At 49.1% G+C, this 16,534-nt stretch carries 12 protein-coding genes, 2 tRNA genes and 2 pseudogenes; 14 read left to right on the top strand and 2 right to left on the bottom strand.

Annotated elements, in window-relative coordinates; translation table 11 throughout:
• Positions 1-270 precede the first annotated feature (270 nt).
• From cysS to C7W93_RS07905, 6 genes are all read left to right on the top strand, one after another.
• Positions 271-1,680 (top strand): cysteine--tRNA ligase, encoded by a 1,410-nt coding sequence (cysS, locus tag C7W93_RS07930; protein WP_108440539.1) that lies wholly within the window; start codon positions 271-273, stop codon positions 1,678-1,680.
• A gap of 5 nt (positions 1,681-1,685) precedes the next feature.
• Positions 1,686-2,336, top strand: coding sequence for a DNA-3-methyladenine glycosylase (locus C7W93_RS07925; RefSeq protein WP_108440540.1), 651 nt, complete (start codon positions 1,686-1,688; stop codon positions 2,334-2,336).
• 149 nt (positions 2,337-2,485) lie between these two features.
• Positions 2,486-3,460, top strand: coding sequence for an acetyl-CoA carboxylase carboxyltransferase subunit alpha (locus C7W93_RS07920; RefSeq protein WP_108439518.1), 975 nt, complete (start codon positions 2,486-2,488; stop codon positions 3,458-3,460).
• Between the two features lie 35 nt (positions 3,461-3,495).
• Positions 3,496-4,986 carry a tRNA lysidine(34) synthetase TilS gene (gene tilS, locus C7W93_RS07915; protein ID WP_370446404.1) on the top strand — a complete coding sequence of 497 codons (1,491 nt, stop codon included), beginning with the start codon at positions 3,496-3,498 and terminating at the stop codon, positions 4,984-4,986.
• Between the two features lie 309 nt (positions 4,987-5,295).
• Positions 5,296-6,546 (top strand): aspartate kinase, encoded by a 1,251-nt coding sequence (locus tag C7W93_RS07910; protein WP_108439517.1) that lies wholly within the window; start codon positions 5,296-5,298, stop codon positions 6,544-6,546.
• A 118-nt stretch (positions 6,547-6,664) separates the two neighbouring features.
• A tRNA-Ser gene (locus C7W93_RS07905) sits at positions 6,665-6,758 on the top strand.
• Positions 6,759-6,951: 193 nt separating this feature from the next.
• Here C7W93_RS07905 and C7W93_RS07900 read toward each other — a convergent pair.
• Positions 6,952-8,027: pseudogene (locus C7W93_RS07900) on the bottom strand (LacI family DNA-binding transcriptional regulator).
• A gap of 519 nt (positions 8,028-8,546) precedes the next feature.
• Here C7W93_RS07900 and C7W93_RS07895 point away from each other — a divergent pair.
• Both C7W93_RS07895 and C7W93_RS07890 read left to right on the top strand, forming a co-directional pair.
• Positions 8,547-9,026, top strand: a complete 480-nt coding sequence (locus C7W93_RS07895; RefSeq protein ID WP_225869777.1) for a GNAT family N-acetyltransferase — start codon at positions 8,547-8,549, stop codon at positions 9,024-9,026.
• A gap of 957 nt (positions 9,027-9,983) precedes the next feature.
• A tRNA-Leu gene (locus C7W93_RS07890) sits at positions 9,984-10,070 on the top strand.
• 225 nt (positions 10,071-10,295) lie between these two features.
• Here C7W93_RS07890 and C7W93_RS25480 read toward each other — a convergent pair.
• Positions 10,296-10,628: pseudogene (locus C7W93_RS25480) on the bottom strand (succinylglutamate desuccinylase); the annotation flags it as partial.
• A gap of 564 nt (positions 10,629-11,192) precedes the next feature.
• On the opposite strand from C7W93_RS25480, the gene C7W93_RS07880 reads away from it, so the two are divergent.
• The 6 genes from C7W93_RS07880 (at position 11,193) to C7W93_RS07855 (ending at position 16,458) form a co-directional block, all read left to right on the top strand.
• Positions 11,193-11,411, top strand: a complete 219-nt coding sequence (locus tag C7W93_RS07880) for an AAA family ATPase (RefSeq protein ID WP_108439514.1) — start codon at positions 11,193-11,195, stop codon at positions 11,409-11,411.
• A gap of 12 nt (positions 11,412-11,423) precedes the next feature.
• Positions 11,424-11,915 carry a hypothetical protein gene (locus tag C7W93_RS07875; protein ID WP_108439513.1) on the top strand — a complete coding sequence of 164 codons (492 nt, stop codon included), beginning with the start codon at positions 11,424-11,426 and terminating at the stop codon, positions 11,913-11,915.
• Positions 11,908-12,312, top strand: a complete 405-nt coding sequence (locus C7W93_RS07870; RefSeq protein WP_108439512.1) for a hypothetical protein — start codon at positions 11,908-11,910, stop codon at positions 12,310-12,312. Before C7W93_RS07875 ends, C7W93_RS07870 begins: the two co-directional genes overlap by 8 nt.
• A 107-nt stretch (positions 12,313-12,419) precedes the next feature.
• The gene (locus C7W93_RS07865) at positions 12,420-12,731 is read left to right on the top strand and encodes a hypothetical protein (RefSeq protein WP_146177534.1); all 312 of its coding nucleotides are present in this window, start codon (positions 12,420-12,422) and stop codon (positions 12,729-12,731) included.
• A 289-nt stretch (positions 12,732-13,020) separates the two neighbouring features.
• On the top strand, positions 13,021-14,217 hold the full coding sequence (locus C7W93_RS07860) for a hypothetical protein (RefSeq protein WP_108439510.1): 1,197 nt from the start codon (positions 13,021-13,023) through the stop codon (positions 14,215-14,217).
• Positions 14,218-14,391: 174 nt separating this feature from the next.
• Entirely contained in the window at positions 14,392-16,458 is a 2,067-nt protein-coding gene (locus tag C7W93_RS07855) for a hypothetical protein (RefSeq protein WP_146177533.1), read from the top strand.
• The last annotated feature ends 76 nt before the right edge of the window (positions 16,459-16,534 follow it).

Below are 16,534 nucleotides of genomic sequence, written 5' to 3'. Positions count from 1 at the left end.
GCGGTCTAGTTGCACTGAGGTGACGCATTAACCGGGAGGTAATGTGCCAAAGCTCGGGGCGTTCGGACTTGGGGAATCAGCTGCAAAATGACTTGGATGGACTATATTTCACCCGCTTTTCGGCCAATAGTGCGCTATTGATGCTGCGAATTGGCAAAATCGGTCCTTGTCCCGTGCATTTTTAGCTTTACCTCCTTAAGTGCGACAGACTCTAGAGTCCACGTGCAATATTCTGTGCCCGAACCGCCTGTGCCTGAACCAGTAGATCCAATGAGCAACCTGAAAATATATAACACGCTGGCGCGCGAGAAGCAGCCTTTTTCCCCTATTGTGCCCGGCAAGGTGCGCATGTACGTGTGCGGTATGACCGTCTACGATTATTGCCATCTCGGTCACGCACGGGTGATGGTGGTATTTGACATGGTGCAGCGCTGGTTGCGGCAGTCCGGTCTGGATGTGACTTACGTACGCAATATTACCGATATCGACGACAAAATCATTCGCCGTGCAGTCGAAAATGGCGAGACTATCTCGCAATTGACGGCGCGCTTTATTCAGGCGATGGATCAGGATGCCGCCGCACTTGGTGTGCAGAAACCGGATCATGAGCCGCGCGCTACCGACTACGTACCGCAAATGTTAGCGCTGATCGGTAAGCTGGAAAGTAATGGGCTGGCGTATAAAGCCACCGATGGCGATGTCAATTATTCGGTGCGCGATTTTGCCGGTTACGGCAAATTATCCGGCAAGTCGCTGGACGATCTGCGCGCCGGTGAACGGGTAGACGTCAATACGGGGAAGCGTGATCCATTGGATTTTGTATTGTGGAAAGCCTCCAAAGAAACAGAGCCGGAAGAAGTTAAATGGACCTCGCCATGGGGCCAAGGCAGACCGGGTTGGCATATTGAATGCTCGGCGATGGCAGAACATTTGTTGGGCGAACAATTTGATATTCACGGCGGCGGTCAGGATTTGCAGTTTCCGCATCATGAAAACGAAATCGCCCAATCTGAAGGCGCATCCGGTCATCAATTCGTTAATTACTGGATGCACAACGGCTTCATCCGCGTAGACAACGAAAAAATGTCCAAGTCGCTGGGCAATTTTTTCACCATCCGGGATGTGCTGAAAAAATATGAAGCCGAAGTGGTGCGCTTCTTTATCTTGCGCGCGCATTATCGCAGCCAGTTAAACTATGCCGATAGTCATTTGGATGATGCAAAGCACGCCTTGACGCGTCTGTACACGGCCTTAAAAGAAGTCCCGCCAGACGATGCGCCGTTCGATGCAAACGAAGCGCATGCGCTGCGCACCGCTGAAGCCATGGATGATGACTTCAATACGCCATCGGCCATCGCAATTCTGTTTGATCTTGCAAATGAAGTGAACAAAACAAAATCGCCGATATTGGCGCGGCAATTGAAAATACTCGGCGGTCATTTGGGATTTTTAGGACGCGTCCCCGACGATTTTTTGAAAGGTCGCAGCGTCGGCACGCATAATATTGATAGTCCAGCCGGTTTATCGGAAGCGGACATTCAACTGAAAATTGAAGCCCGCCTGGCAGCAAAGATGGCCAAGAATTTTGCCGCTGCTGACGGTATTCGTGCCGCTTTGCTGGCGGATGGCATTCTGCTTGAAGACAAGCCTGGTGGTCAAACTGAATGGCGGAGGACCTAGGTCGCATGCAAAAATTAATTACTGCCGATACCAAACTCTTTGTGGCCTCCTATTGGGAAGATGCCAAGGTAGAGTTGATGAAACGCGATCGTATTATGCGTAAATTAATCCCGCAATTTGGCGATTTACATCTGACAGGTCGCGGCGAAGCATTCACAACTTTGGCGCGCTCTGTGATCGGTCAACAAATCTCGATTAAGTCGGCAGAAGCCGTCTGGCAGAAATTTCTGTTAATCTGCCCAAAATGTTCTCCTTCACAGGTATTGAAAGCCGGCAACGAACAGTTGGCAGCCTGCGGTTTGTCTAAGCGCAAGGCCGAATATATCCTTGATCTGGCCGACCATTTCAAGGCCAAACGTGTGCACGCTGACAAGTGGGCCGAGATGGAAGATGAGGACGTCATTGCCGAGTTGACGCAGATTCGTGGCATTGGCCGCTGGACAGCGGAGATGTTTTTGATATTTAATCTGCTTCGGCCGAATATTTTGCCTTTGGACGATGTCGGCTTGCTGAAGGGGATCAGTGTTAATTACTTCTCCGGAGAGCCAGTTTCGCGCAGCGATGCACGGGAAGTATCCGCGAATTGGGAGCCTTGGCGCACGGTCGCGACATGGTATCTATGGCGTAGCCTGGAGCCGATACCGGTAGAATATTGAGTGGATTAGCTAAGCTAACTACGCCAACTGCATCAATCGCGTTGGCATAATTGGCTGAATAGTGTTGCAGTTACCTAAAGTGACATTCGCAAGTATAGATTTGGCGCAGCTTTTTGCCTCTACGGCGGCGCAAAAAACAGAGGAACACCATGAGTAAAACTACATTTCTTGGCTTTGAACAGTCGATTGCTGAACTGGATGCCAAGATAGAAGAGCTGCGCTTTGTGCAGGACGATTCGGCGGTGGATATTTCGGAAGAAATCGACCGTTTATCGAAAAAAAGTCAGCAGCTGACCAAAGATATCTACGCGAAACTGACGCCTTGGCAAGTTTCGCAGATTGCACGTCATCCGCAACGTCCTTACACGATGGATTACGTGAATCAAATGTTCACCGATTTTCATGAGTTGCATGGCGACCGTACTTACGCCGATGACCTTTCGATTGTCGGTGGACTGGCCCGTTTTAATGGTCAGGCCTGCATGGTCATCGGCCATCAAAAAGGGCGTGATACCAAAGAACGCGCATTGCGTAATTTTGGGATGCCGAAACCGGAAGGTTATCGCAAAGCATTGCGCCTGATGAAAGTAGCGGAAAAATTCGGTTTGCCGATTTTTACCTTTGTCGATACGCCCGGCGCGTTTCCCGGTATTGACGCTGAAGAACGTGGTCAATCCGAAGCGATTGGACACAATCTTTACGCGATGGCCGAGCTAAAAGTGCCATTGATCGCCACCATCATCGGTGAAGGTGGCTCTGGCGGTGCGCTGGCGATTGCGGTGGGCGACGCGGTGCTGATGTTGCAATACTCGACTTACGCGGTGATTTCACCAGAAGGTTGCGCCTCTATTTTATGGAAAAGCGCTGAACGTGCAGCCGACGCTGCTGATGCCTTAGGATTAACTGCGCATCGTTTGAAAGCGATGGGTTTGATCGATAAGATCGTCAACGAACCACTCGGCGGAGCGCATCGGGATCCGAAGCAAATGGCGAGTTTATTGAAACGCGCGTTGTCGGATACCTTACGTCAATTCCAGGGCGTTAAAACCAAGGATTTGTTAGAAGCGCGCCACGAGAAGTTGATGAGCTACGGTAAATTCAAGGAAATTTCCGCGACAGAGTAATGTTAAGTTTGGCGACATATTAGGTGATAAATTAGGTGGCAAATCCGCAAACGGTCAGCACGACCGAACAGTTTGAAAGCGCGCTGAGCAATATTATTCAGCGCGCTTTTTCTATTTCCTCCGACGGTAACAATGAGGGCCTTGACCCAAGCACCGCGCAGATCGGCTCCGCGCCTTCTGCGCTGGCAATCGCGTATAGCGGCGGACTGGATTCGTCCGTATTGCTAGCATTGACCGCGGCGTATGCTGCGGCACGCCAGATCAAGCTTTACGCTTTTCATGTGCATCACGGGATTAGTCCTAACGCAGACGAATGGTTAGCGCATTGTGCCGCTGAATGCACGCGCTTGAATGTCAGTTTTGATGCGCGCCATATTGCCTTGGGCAACACCGATAAAACCGGGGTAGAAGAAGCCGCGCGTAACCGCCGCTACGCCGCATTGGGCGAGATGTGTCGTCAGCATCAAGTACCGTTATTGCTGGCCGCGCATCATGTTGATGATCAGGCCGAAACCGTGTTGCTGCAATTGCTGCGCGGTTCGGGCGTAGCTGGGTTATCCGGCATGGATACATTGAATACGGCACCAACACTGCTAGGCGATCCTACGCTGCTCATGGCGCGGCCATTGCTAGCCGTTTCGCGCGCGCAGCTTGAAGCCTATGCTGCCGATCACAGCATTACATACGTCGAAGACGAGTCGAATCAGGATTCGCGCTATGCCAGAAATGCGTTGCGTCATCAATTGATGCCGGTATTAAGCCAATATTTTGTCGGTTTTCAAGAGCGTTTGACGCGCACCGCAGGGCACATGCAGTCTAGCCAAAAACTGCTGGTTGAACTGGCTGCGCAAGATATGGCGGCCTGTGCCGGTGATAATTGTCTTGAGTTGGAAAAAGTCCGACAACTCAGCGCAGCGCGTATCGACAATTTGCTGCGTTACTGGTTTGGCTTGCACGATCTGCGCATGCCGTCTAGCGCATGGTTGAGTGAAATGCGGGATCAGTTGCTGTCGGCAAAAGCCGATGCCCAACTCTGCGTCACGCACCCGGAATGTCATATTCGGCGGCATCGCAATCGCGTCTTCTTGACGCCGCGGGATGATCTGGATCGCGAGGAAATTGATCCGCATCCTTTTCGTTGGAATGGCGAAACAGAGATTGCTTTTCCTATCTACGGCGGTGTTTTGCATTTTGATGCGGCGGAGCAGGGCGTTGCTTCCGATTGGTTGCGTCAGCAGTCGCTGCAGTTGCAATATCGTAGCGGCGGAGAGCGCCTCAAATTAGCGCACAATCGGCCGACAAAAGCGTTGAAGTATCTTTATCAGGCCGCTGATATTCCTGCCTGGGAACGCACCTGTTTGCCAACAGTGCTGGCTGGTGGGAAGTTGTTATTCGCCGCCGGGATTGGTTTTGATTGCCATCAATTGGCTCCGGAAGGCAGTGGGAACATCAGCTTGCGCTGGAAACCGGACAATCTTGCTTTACGCAAGATATTTCCAGAGCTGGCATTAGGTAAGCATTCATAGACGTAATGCGCATTGCGTATCTTGAATGCGGTTTGAAGTATTTTTCCTCATGTCAGCGAATTCAGATGGAAAATTTTTAGAGTCTGGTAATTAAATACATTTTGAGCAAGTTCCCTGATTCCTCGGAATGGTCTGATGATAGGCAGTTTTGTAGAAAATATATCATTTAGCCGCCTATTTAGGGCTTATTTTCCAGCCTAATTGGGGTAATTCCAGCCATGGCTCTTGTCACGCAACCCCTTAGGATGTAAAGTTAGCGGTTATTTTTTACCATCCCGCCACACTCTCCAAGCGTATTTTCCTTCTCTTATGGCTTTAATCGTCCACAAATACGGCGGCACTTCGATGGGCTCACCAGAGCGTATCAAGAATGTCGCCAAGCGCGTTGCCAAATGGCATAACGCGGGCCATCAGGTCGTTGTCGTTCCTTCGGCAATGTCTGGTGAAACCAATCGTCTGCTGGGTTTGGCTAAGGAAATTAATGCCAACCCCGATCCGCGTGAGCTTGACATGCTAGCCTCTACGGGCGAGCAAACCTCGGTTGCGCTGCTAGCGATGGCGCTGCAAGCAATCGGTCAGCCTGCGGTGTCTTACGCCGGTTGGCAAGTCGCGATTAAAACCGACTCTGCCCACACCAAAGCACGCATACGCTCAATCGATGACGCCAAGGTCCGGCGCGATCTGAACGACGGTAAAGTAGTCATCATTACCGGCTTTCAGGGCGTGGATGACGAGGGCAATATCACTACGCTCGGTCGTGGCGGTTCTGATACCTCAGCAGTCGCCGTAGCGGCAGCTCTGGGCGCCGCCGAATGCCTGATTTACACTGACGTGGATGGCGTATATACCACCGATCCGCGCGTAGTTTCGGATGCACGTCGCCTGAACACTGTGACCTTCGAAGAAATGCTTGAGATGGCATCGCTCGGCTCTAAAATTCTACAAATTCGCTCAGTCGAATTTGCTGGCAATTACAAGATGCCAACCCGCGTTCTGTCCTCGTTGACTGACCCCTTAATGCCGCTGGAACAAGAAATGATTTCCGGCACACTGATTTCGTTTGAGGAAGACACCAAAATGGAACAAGCCACCATTACCGGCATCGCCTTTAGTCGCGATGAAGCAAAAATTACCGTCATCGGCGTACCTGATCGTCCGGGCATCGCATATCAAATTCTCGGCGCAGTTGCCGAAGCCAATATCGAAGTCGACATGATCATCCAGAATCAGTCGATGGACGGCAAAACCGACTTCACCTTTACCGTGCCACGCGGTGAATACGATAAGACCATGGCTGTGCTAGACAGCAAGGTCAAAGCCCACGTCAGCGCCGTTAGCATCATTGGCGACAACAAAGTATCCAAAGTATCCGTAGTCGGCGTAGGCATGCGCAGCCACGTCGGCATTGCCTCGCAAATGTTCCGTACCTTATCGGAGGAGAGCATCAATATCCAAATGATCTCAACCTCCGAAATCAAGATCTCCGTTTTGATCGATGAAAAGTACATGGAACTGGCAGTACGTGCGTTGCATAAAGCGTTTGAGTTGGAAAAAGCCTGAGATCGCAATAAATTTATAATTTATAGCTAAAAAGACAGATTTTTTATTGACCAATTTCATCTGAAAAGCTATTATGCGTAGCCTTGCTGCAGCGATATTATAATGAGGCAGCAAGTTTGGAGGCGTGGCCGAGTGGTCGAAGGCACTTCCCTGCTAAGGAAGCATATGGGCTTAAACCTGTATCGTGGGTTCGACTCCCACCGCCTCCTCCAAGAACACTAAACCCCTGATTTCATTAAGAAATCAGGGGTTTTTTTACGTCCAACTATCAAAACAACATCAAATTGAAATTGCCTGATTTATGCGTGTGACGTCGGCATAGACGCTGTGAGTTGAACACCAAACCAAGTCTTTGTTCGCATGTATGGGAATCGGCCTTGGCAAAGCGGAACATCAAGATTAACCTCAAGTGGCTTTAGGTTCCATGCTTGAAGATCTGATCAGAAGGTCCGCATCAAGGTGGATTGAAGTGATCTCGTTGCCGTTGGAAAGTGCATGTAAGAATGCATTGGCGGCGTGTCGACCCATGTCTTTTGCCGGTACAGAGATTGTGGTGAGGGGGGGGCTAGCATACAGGCGAAGTCTTGATCATCGTGCCCAGTGACAGAAATGTCCTCTGGCACCCTTAACGCCAGTTTGCGGCATTCGGCCAATACGCCGAATGCGAACGAATCACTATTGCAGACTACGGCAGTTGTATCGGGAAATTCTGCATGGATTTTTCGCATGGCTTCTGCGCCTTCCGCAAATGCGCCGTTGTAGCTGAGTTCGATCACATGCCAGGGTTCGACAATATTATTGGCTTCGCGGGTATCGTAAAATGCACGAATACGCGCCTGCTGGCGATCATTCCCTTGCGTCGGGCCAGCTATCATTACCAGACGCTTATGCCCTAATCTGACAAGATACGATACCATCAGTCGCATCGCGGCATAGTTATCAAAGCCGATAGATGGGATGCTGTCGTCGTTTTGGTAGGAATAGGTTGTAATGACGGGAATTTTTTTTTCGGTGATCAGGTCGCGTACTCTAGAATCTTCTACGCGTCCGACTAACAAAAGCGCATCCGCGCCTCGGTCGATGAGACGTCTCACCTGGTCGAATACTTTATTATTATCGAAGCCGCAGGTCACGACGATCACCAAGTATCCTGCTGCGGACATAACTTCCTGGAAGCTGTCCAGCATGGCTGCGAAGAATGCGTGATTGATCGTTGGTATCACAACCCCGACCATGTGCGATTTCTGTAATCTCAGCGCCTTCGCCGCAGGATTTGGCGTGTAACCCAAGCTATTTGCAATTGTTAGAACATGACTGCGTAGATCATCTTTGACGGCACCTGGAATATTGAATGCTCTTGAGACAGTCGCGACAGATACTCCAGCAGCTTTGGCGACATCGGTTACGTTAGTTTTTCTCTTGATCGTTTTCAGCGATGCACTGGTATTTGTTGCGGGAATAATAATTTTTCTCGTCCTCATGAAGCATCGATCCAGTTAGATGAATATATAAAGTTCGTCTTCTGCATTGCTCATGCATGAAGTACTGAAATGGATGAAATCGTCTTTATCGGAGAGTGCTTCCGCGAACACCGTTTTCTAAAAAATAAGCCTTTGATTGTTTAGGGGCTTTGTCATTTCTGAGATTGATTGGCGCAGTGCTTATTTTCGGCTCGGGATGTACGCAAGGCGGCCCGTTGACTTGCTAAAACTTATCTTTTCAATCACGTCAGCCCGCCGATGCCATCCATCCGCATTAATGTTCTAAAGTGGGCAAGCACCATCGTTTGTGCTATTCTTGCGTCCTGAATCGTGGGGGGTGCATGATTTCCAGGATATGTCGGAGAAAAACCCGCTTTCCAGAAATTCCCTCAAAACCAACGAGTGATCGTTGGTTTTTTTCTGTCCTCAAGGAATCAAGTTGCAGCGCTTTCACCGCGCCATTTTCGACGTTTGGTTTATATCAATAATTCTCCCGTGTAGGGGTTTCCAGTTCAGCGTATGAATACCATCAATAAAAATGCTACCGAAGAGATGCATATCGTTTTCGCCATAGTCACCAAGCAGGATTTTGAGAGTTTAGTGGCCTTGCGTATTGCTGCGATGCGGGAGAGTCTGGAGCGTGCAGGCCGATTTGATCCGGTGCGTGCACGCGAGCGACTGAGCAGTGGTTTTAAGGCCGAATATGCGCGTCATATCTTGGCTGATGGCGTGCATGCCGGATTCTTTGTCGTCAAGCCGGCCGATCAGGTGCTGGTGCTTGAACATCTATATATCCATCCCGATTATCAGGGTCGCGGAATAGGTGCAATTGTGATGAAAGAGATTATTGCGCAAGCCGATGCGATGGGTTTGCCGATCAAAGTAAGTGCGCTAAAGGAAAGCCGATCAAATGGCTTTTATCAGTATCACGGGTTTGTTAAAGTCGCGCAAGGCGAGTGGGACATCACTTACATGCGCTCGACCGGGATTGAGATATAGGGAGTTAGTGGCCGTCTGGTATGGCATGCAGCATAAGAACGCGTCGATTTCGTCATAATCTGGTCATATGGAATCGATATTATTCTTATGTCTCCTCCAACTCTCCTAAGGTTTGGATTTAGTCCGCTTAGCACCGCTAATGCGGGCTTTTTTTTTGACTTATTTAATGCTTTATCAATAAACCGATATAAATCAATTGGTTAGGCGGTTGCGAGGCTAGTTGCTAACAGAGTTATTCACAGATTCTGTTGATAACTTTTATACCCGACCAATTGAAGCGATCGATAATAATTGAATCTATTGCCAGATAATAAAGTGACTTTAGAGTGTTTGATATATTGGTTATGAATGACAGATATCACAACAATAAAGCAGACCTGTTTTGCTGCACTGCGATATAGTTACACCTGTCTCCTCCAACACCTCATAGGTTTGGATTTAACCCGCTAACGCATGTTCGCGGGTTTTTTTTTTGCCTAAACAAAACCATTGCCGACGTTAACGGCGTAATTGCGGGCTAAATGATCGCACTGATGCATTCATAAAATCTTCCGACTGGTTTCCCGCATTCGGGATCAGAGAAGTGCCGATAATTGAAAACGATTAATTTTGTGATAATTGGATGTTTAGAAGTTCTCGTTGTCAGAACCTGCTAGAATTTCGGCCTGTCGAGAAGTTGGAAAAACGTCTCTGCTAGATTTTTGCACTTTTTAAGTGGTAAATCTACGCGAGTCGCCGACATCATCGGCGCGCTGCGTAAAAATGGTAGTGAATTGCTGCTGACATTTGCGCTTCGCCGTAAGGTTAGGTAGAATGCGGACTTCGCAATTTACTTGAACTTGTTTCAGTGGCGACTTCTGACCGCGGTATTGTTGGTCGGAAGTATCGGTAGGAAAGCTTGAATCAAGCCTATAAGTAAAGCAGCACACAAGACATCCAGAATGTGGGGTCTATAAAGCCCGAGTGGTGAAATTGGTAGACACAAGGGACTTAAAATCCCTCGACTTAATCGTCGTACCGGTTCAATTCCGGTCTCGGGCACCAAGAACATGATTTAAGAAGTCTAAAGAAGTCCAGAAACCCGTCTCATGCCTCGTGCTGAGGCGGGTTTTTTGTTTAAAGAATGCTTTTCGAATGCATTGCAATCTAACGATTTTGTATCCGTATTTTCATCCATGGATACACATCTCAAAACTGCATCGATACAAAATACCGAAACTAGCAATACCCCTAAACGATATCCACACGGGGCTGACATTGAGATTTTACTTAAGCACTAAGTAGTTTCCCGCTGCGTTGTGCGGTTTTTCCTGTCACTCTGCCTAGTGGATCGCCCAATCGGGCAAAGCGAACATCACGTCGCATGTAAAAAATTCCTTCAGTGTTGCTGTGCACTGTGATGTGCTCATCTGTCACCGGATCGATAATGTCAAACAAGGGTTGTCCAATCTGAATGAGGTCGCCAATATTCGCCCTGTGTACCAAAATCCCGCTGATCGGCGCTAAAAATTGTTCGCTGCCAGCTAAAGGAGTCGCAGGATATTTAAGCTGCGGTAGCTCCGCGACTTCACCTTCGATTGCCCCTTGATGGACAAGGTAATTAGCTTTCGGATGAAAGCCATCAATGTATTCCGCAACTAAGAACTGTGCCCGGCGATGATTGGGGAGCCACTTCATTACATCCCGACATGCCTGCTTACGGGTGATGCCGAAATCTTTACCTACAATTAGCCGGAATGTTTTGCAGTGTTTGCTCAGAGGGTAGTCGTTTTCCCAATGGGTTAAATATGCACTAACGATATAAAGTTCTGTAGCGTTGTCGAGTGCTCGCTGATAGTAGCTCTTCAACTTCCGTTCTTCTTGGCACGGTAAGAAAATGATTTCCATTACGTTTATGGGCTTTCGCAGTTATGTTGCTGAAGCATCAGGATATATTCGCTATTTGCAGGACCAAGTCGTCACGAACGAAATGCCTTTGTTCGAGCGGTAATTTCGACGAGTTCAAGAAGAAAATGTCGGTCAGGATAAGCTAAAAGATGACCGTAGACAGGATTATTTGGATACAAAACGGCAATTGAAGACCGTACAGCAGAATGCCCAACTGATGAAGGCCTAGGGTCTTATTCTTACGGGCACGTTGGCTACGTTTTATAGGGAGAGGCACATATGGGTTCACCGACGATTCGGCGTTTCTCTCTAACAGATTTTCGAGGCTTTGAAAACCTGACATGGCTTCCTGCCCAAGGTATAAATCTTATCCTTGGCGGCGACGACGTTGGTAAGAGCACCATCCTGGAAGCTATCGCGCTGTTGCTGCACCCCACCAATGGTTACACGCTGTCTGACTCCGACTATTGGCAACGTTGCGTAAAGGATGAATTTTGAATCGACGCCGTAATGTATCTGCCCGAAACCACAGGTATCCATCGACAGAATGCCACTGCGTGGCCATGGGAGTGGAATGGCTCGGATGTGGTGTTGCCCAAATCCGATGGCGATGGCGAACCGCTCCAATTTGTATACAAGGTGCGTGTTCGTGGAACTGCGGACCTTGAAATCTTGTACGAGTTCGTGCAGCCGGATAGCACTACCATTAGCTTCTCGACGGCGCTACGCCGAAGCATTGGCATAGCTCGCTTGGCCAGAGATGACCGAAACGACCGTGACATACGTCTAATTCACGGTGGTGGTCTGGACCGATTTCTAGCGGATAAGTGCTTGCGGGCGCAACTTGGACACAAAGTCACGCAGGATGTAGTTGACGATGCGTTGTCCAAAGACGCTCAAGAAAGGCTATTTGGTCACCCGATGCAAGCGATTTATGTAAAGGGAAAAAGCATGAAAAGACCACAGCAACCGCTGGCTGGAACTCCGCCAACGCGTGGATAAGTTCGATGAACTTGACTATCCGCACCGATGGGACAAGGGTTCGCCAGAACTGGGGCAGTGGGTTTTGGGAGCCAGGGACGCATTGATAAGGTGGCAACCTGTCGACGTAAGGAGCAAGACGCCTGCTGGCCTTACTGTACTCGTCGCGGATAATACCTCACTCATGCTTGGCAGATTCATGCTGGAAAAGGGAAATGGGCGCCAAGTGCGCAACACCATCAAGTCGGTGACCACGATGATGATACTTTCGGGTCAAAATGCCACCGTTCGCGGCGTGAACGCCTACCTCGGAAGAAGTGTGCCTATTCGGGAGGGCCATACGCGAGAAGCTTTGTCCGAATTGGCTGCTGCATGTCTCGTTGGCATTGGAAAACCTGTTGCTATTGCCGAAGCGTGAAAACGTTTTTCCAGTCGGTTGCGAAAGGATTTAGCGACTCGGAGTTTGCCAGGCGATTCGTGCATGAGGTTACGTCGGATTGTACAAAACTCTGTACTGGAAAGCCGGTGCAACTTCAAGCCTTGGCGCGATGCATTCTCGAAGCCCTCAACCATGTCGGTGTAGCGCGCGCATTGACCATGCTCGACACGTTGCGCGGCAGCGACCAGAGCTTTGCGGATATTAAGATTGATTTAATACGCGAGTACCGTGAAGCAATTCGTTTGGGTACGTTTGATGATGTGGCCCAAGGATTGGCGAAAACCACTTGCCGCCGCAGTATTACACGACTGTCCATGCCGCCAATGGTAATTAGCACGGTGCACAAAGCGAAGAGGTTGGAGAGCGACCACGTTCTCATAATCCAAGTCGATTGTTGATTGGGCCGTAAGAAAAGCGACCCGTAATTTTCGGCCACGCAGCGAACCATCAACTCGGACGACCATCAGGTTACTCGACGCTTCCATCGACGAGGCGACGAAAGCGCTCTCTTGGGATGTGTCCTACAGTGAGTATGATGATTGGCTTGCGTGCAAAGAACCGGTCGAGACAAATAAGGCAGCCAATTTTAAATTGTACGAATTGGTAATGCGCGTGTTAGCATCTTGCAAACTTTGCCAATTCTCACACTTGTCACACGAAAGTTAGCGTAGCCACTCTGCGATAAATATGCAAACTCATATAACTTTACCTAGCGGTTTACAGGGGGATGCTGATGGTTTTAATCGCTTTAGCGACGCTACGGCTTATCAGTTCGAGGTTTCACCAAATTACCTTGAACTAAACTCTGAAGAACAAACATTCCCAGAAGTGGTCGCTATTCAAAGACTTATATCTCTGGCACGCAGAGCTGTTCCCATAATTGTTTTGTGGCATAAAAAAGTTACTGAGCGAGTATTCGAGTCCCCTAGTTTGTTCCCTCTCTTAGCCGTTTTGCTTTGTTTAGATAACGCTAGTCATAAAATTCTTGGGGATACCGGAACGGCTTTAGAAATCGACGTAGAGCCAAGCAGGCAGACCCTTTACAAATATCGCTTAACCGCCGACCTTTTCTCTGACATCCAAATTTTGATATGCGCTGATAGTCGCGGACATGGACGGCCAAAATCGCTTTATTCCAAAAAAGCCAGTGGTCTCATTGCACGTGATGATTTTGAATCGTTGGTCGACCGGCTTCTGGCAAGTCAGACTGCTCCAAATGTGTCTGCGTCACAGGCATTATTTTTTAGCCAAGCAATAGCAACCATTGTGGCCGAATTGTTCGAGAATACCGACAACCACGGAAGACTCGGGTTAAACCAAGTGCCATTTGAAACCAATGGCATCAGAGGTCTAATTTTCAGGCGCGTAAAAATTGAACAAGTTGAGTCTTTGACAACGGCTAACGGAGACCCCACCATAGGGCAAGCTCAAGTTAAAAAACGACTCAAAAGCGAAGTACAAGCACTGGAAATTTCTGTTTTTGACTCGGGGGTGGGGTTCTTTTCCGCTTATACCAGAAGAGCATTCTCACCCGAGACAACCTTGGATGATGAGTGGGATGTCCTCCATAAATGTTTGGAGCGGCATTACGACGGAACTGATAGCGCCACGCAGGCCTCACATCGCGGCATGGGGCTTTATGAAGTTTTAAGAGCTCTCCAGTCTGTTCATGGAGTATTAGAGGTTCGTTCTGGACGTGCGTACGGCTTTCGAACTTTTGTTAAAGGCGAATTTAAATTTCAACTAGAGCCGGCCGGCTCAGCATTGCGACCTGGTATGCCAAAACCGGTACTTCTTGACGTTACTCGGCGGTTCGTGACAGTTCCGTCCCCCCATGAGCTCCTTGTCGGTGCATCTGTTCGTGTAGTCATCCCTTTGAATTGAATTATGCACGCTCTTCGACTAACCACACGATTCAAGGAAGACGCCTATCAAGGTGAAGCATGTTTGTTCGTATATGACCAGCAACTGCTGAGTGGAACGATGTTAAGCGAAGACGTTCGAAACCAATTTGAATCGCGTCCAGGCACATCGAAAATATTTATATTGGCGCCGTTTATGACGGAAGAGGACATACGAGCATGTTTTTTTGCCGGCTCCTTGTTCGGGAGAATTCGAAATTACTTCCACGTCTTGGGCGGTAGGCTGTACCTCTTAACGTTCCAAAAAATCTCTCACCGATATGTGTGCCGTGCTATCCCCTTCACGATTGACGAAAACGGTGCTCCGATAGAAGAACCCGCAATTGATGTTGAGCCCCAGCTAAGGTCCGGGTGGCTGTTCGACCTTTTTGATAGGCATGCTGGGCGAGTCGATGCTCCAAGTGGTGTGCATTTTGGAAAATCATCGGGCAAGCATTCTGATAAATTTTTACGGGTTAGCGGAGTAACGTTGTCATCGACGGCATGCGCTGTGATTGGCTATTTTGCATTAGGAAGCATAAATAATCTGCAGCCGCGTCGAGTTTTTGTGGATACAGCTCCGCTAATAGCAATCGCGTTTGCAATAGAGAAAATTGCATGCAGTCAAGGAATTTGGGAGCTTGCAGCGCCCATCCATTCTTTTAGTTCCTATGGCGGCATAAGTCGTCTTCCGGAGGCTTCCGGGAAGGATATTCTTTTCGTATCGGCTTCAACCTCGGGTGGTCTCGTGGCAAAGCTGGGAGAACTGGGCTTCAACGAAAGCCGTATTGCTACTTTGTTTTTCTTAGAGACTTCCCCAACGTCGAAAACCTCTGGAGCGGTTGTGTGCGACCTAACATTTGGAGTCGGAAAGCCATTCGGTTACCCGCCGATTGAGAGTTTCACCGCCGGTGATTGTGAGCTTTGCAGAAGGGGATTGTTCTTAGCCGAACTGGAAGGCGACCAGTTTTTGTTGGAGAAGCGTGCAGTCAAGAGGCTGGAAGTCAAAACGAAGACGCAGGACGGCGACGCGCGCCAGACGATTGAGTTGCTGGCGCGAACCGGCCTATTGCGTGTAAAGCTTTTCGGCAATGAGCCCCGAAGCAGCGCCTTTACTTTGGACGCGAACGAAATGCTTACCAAGGTGCCAAAAATACGCGCGCAAGTTATTCGCGATTTAAGACGATACATCCCCAGTCCACTGAGCTACGTTGTCCTCGTTGATATCAGTCTCGATACTTTCAATGCCATGTTGAAGGAAGCAGAGATTGGACCGCTTGCAGCCTGCGCGCAGGTGCTGACATCCGATGTTCTGGGTTCCGCTCCATCGGTTGTCGGCGGCGGCGCGTTAGTTGTTTTTGGAATCCTGGACGATTTTTCGAAAGCCCGCGATATAAATGCTCAATTGCGCACAGTGGTCTCGAAGGGATGTGTGGCGTACATATCTGCCCTAACCATTGCGAATTCGGCAGAGTACCTATCGGACCTGAAAATGTTCCTAACCTATGGAGAATTAGGTAGGGACACGTTCACATACGCTGCTGCGCGCAGCTTAATGCTACCGCTGCGAGGTCACGAGATATCACCATGGGAACTGGAACAACAGCTCTTACAACGGCTGCGGCAAGAGAGAGATAGCGCGCCTGAATTCGAAGCCAGATTAAACTCACTCTCTGCGCATGGACAACAGAATGCGGGCCTGTTTTGGCCGGGCCTACAGGGTGAACTACAAATTCAAAGCGATTTCGTGTATCTGTCCTCGGACCTTAATCGAGAAGCAATCTCACAGGCGGATATTTTTGCAACCATAGCCAACCTCCTTGCGTGTGCGCGGGTCGACAACCGTGGACTCAGCGCGCAGGTCACCATCGGCAAGGAGCCAATTCGATGGAATCAATCTGTTTATGGACATACGCAATTATCGCCAGCAAACTTCGAAGACTACAATGATGATGTCCTTCGCGCGGCGTTCCTGCGCGCTGCATCGACTGCTGAGCTTCAATACTCCTCGGACGAAGATTCTAGTGCCAAAATTTTCTCGATTATTCAGGCACTAATTCATGGATGGCTACAAGGGCGGGGGAACTGTTTGCCGGAATTTCTGCTTTCGCTCGCAACTAATCGCCTAACCTTAATTCTCGCTCATACGGCACAACTTAAGGGTCTTTTGGCGGCAAGTAACCTTCCAAAATTTCTTATTACACTCGGTGCTCAAATTCATTGATAGTCAGAAGAGCCAATGTATTTGTACGCCTTTAAGAACACGATTTTCCACATATTCCGCTCTATTCGACGCGACA

Origin of the sequence: Glaciimonas sp. PCH181 (assembly GCF_003056055.1) — a bacterium.
GTDB lineage: Bacteria > Pseudomonadota > Gammaproteobacteria > Burkholderiales > Burkholderiaceae_D > Glaciimonas.
This window is presented reverse-complemented; position numbering and strand designations above follow the sequence as displayed.

Bases quoted from the DNA above. Each gene is read 5' to 3' on its own strand.
- C7W93_RS07895 (WP_225869777.1), top strand. From the start codon at position 8,547: ATGAATACCATCAATAAAAATGCTACCGAAGAGATGCATATCGTTTTC.
- cysS (WP_108440539.1), top strand. From the start codon at position 271: ATGAGCAACCTGAAAATATATAACACGCTGGCGCGCGAGAAGCAGCCT.
- C7W93_RS07910 (WP_108439517.1), top strand. From the start codon at position 5,296: ATGGCTTTAATCGTCCACAAATACGGCGGCACTTCGATGGGCTCACCA.
- C7W93_RS07925 (WP_108440540.1), top strand. From the start codon at position 1,686: ATGCAAAAATTAATTACTGCCGATACCAAACTCTTTGTGGCCTCCTAT.
- C7W93_RS07920 (WP_108439518.1), top strand. From the start codon at position 2,486: ATGAGTAAAACTACATTTCTTGGCTTTGAACAGTCGATTGCTGAACTG.
- C7W93_RS07880 (WP_108439514.1), top strand. From the start codon at position 11,193: ATGGGTTCACCGACGATTCGGCGTTTCTCTCTAACAGATTTTCGAGGC.
- C7W93_RS07860 (WP_108439510.1), top strand. From the start codon at position 13,021: ATGCAAACTCATATAACTTTACCTAGCGGTTTACAGGGGGATGCTGAT.
- C7W93_RS07855 (WP_146177533.1), top strand. From the start codon at position 14,392: ATGACGGAAGAGGACATACGAGCATGTTTTTTTGCCGGCTCCTTGTTC.
- C7W93_RS07875 (WP_108439513.1), top strand. From the start codon at position 11,424: ATGTATCTGCCCGAAACCACAGGTATCCATCGACAGAATGCCACTGCG.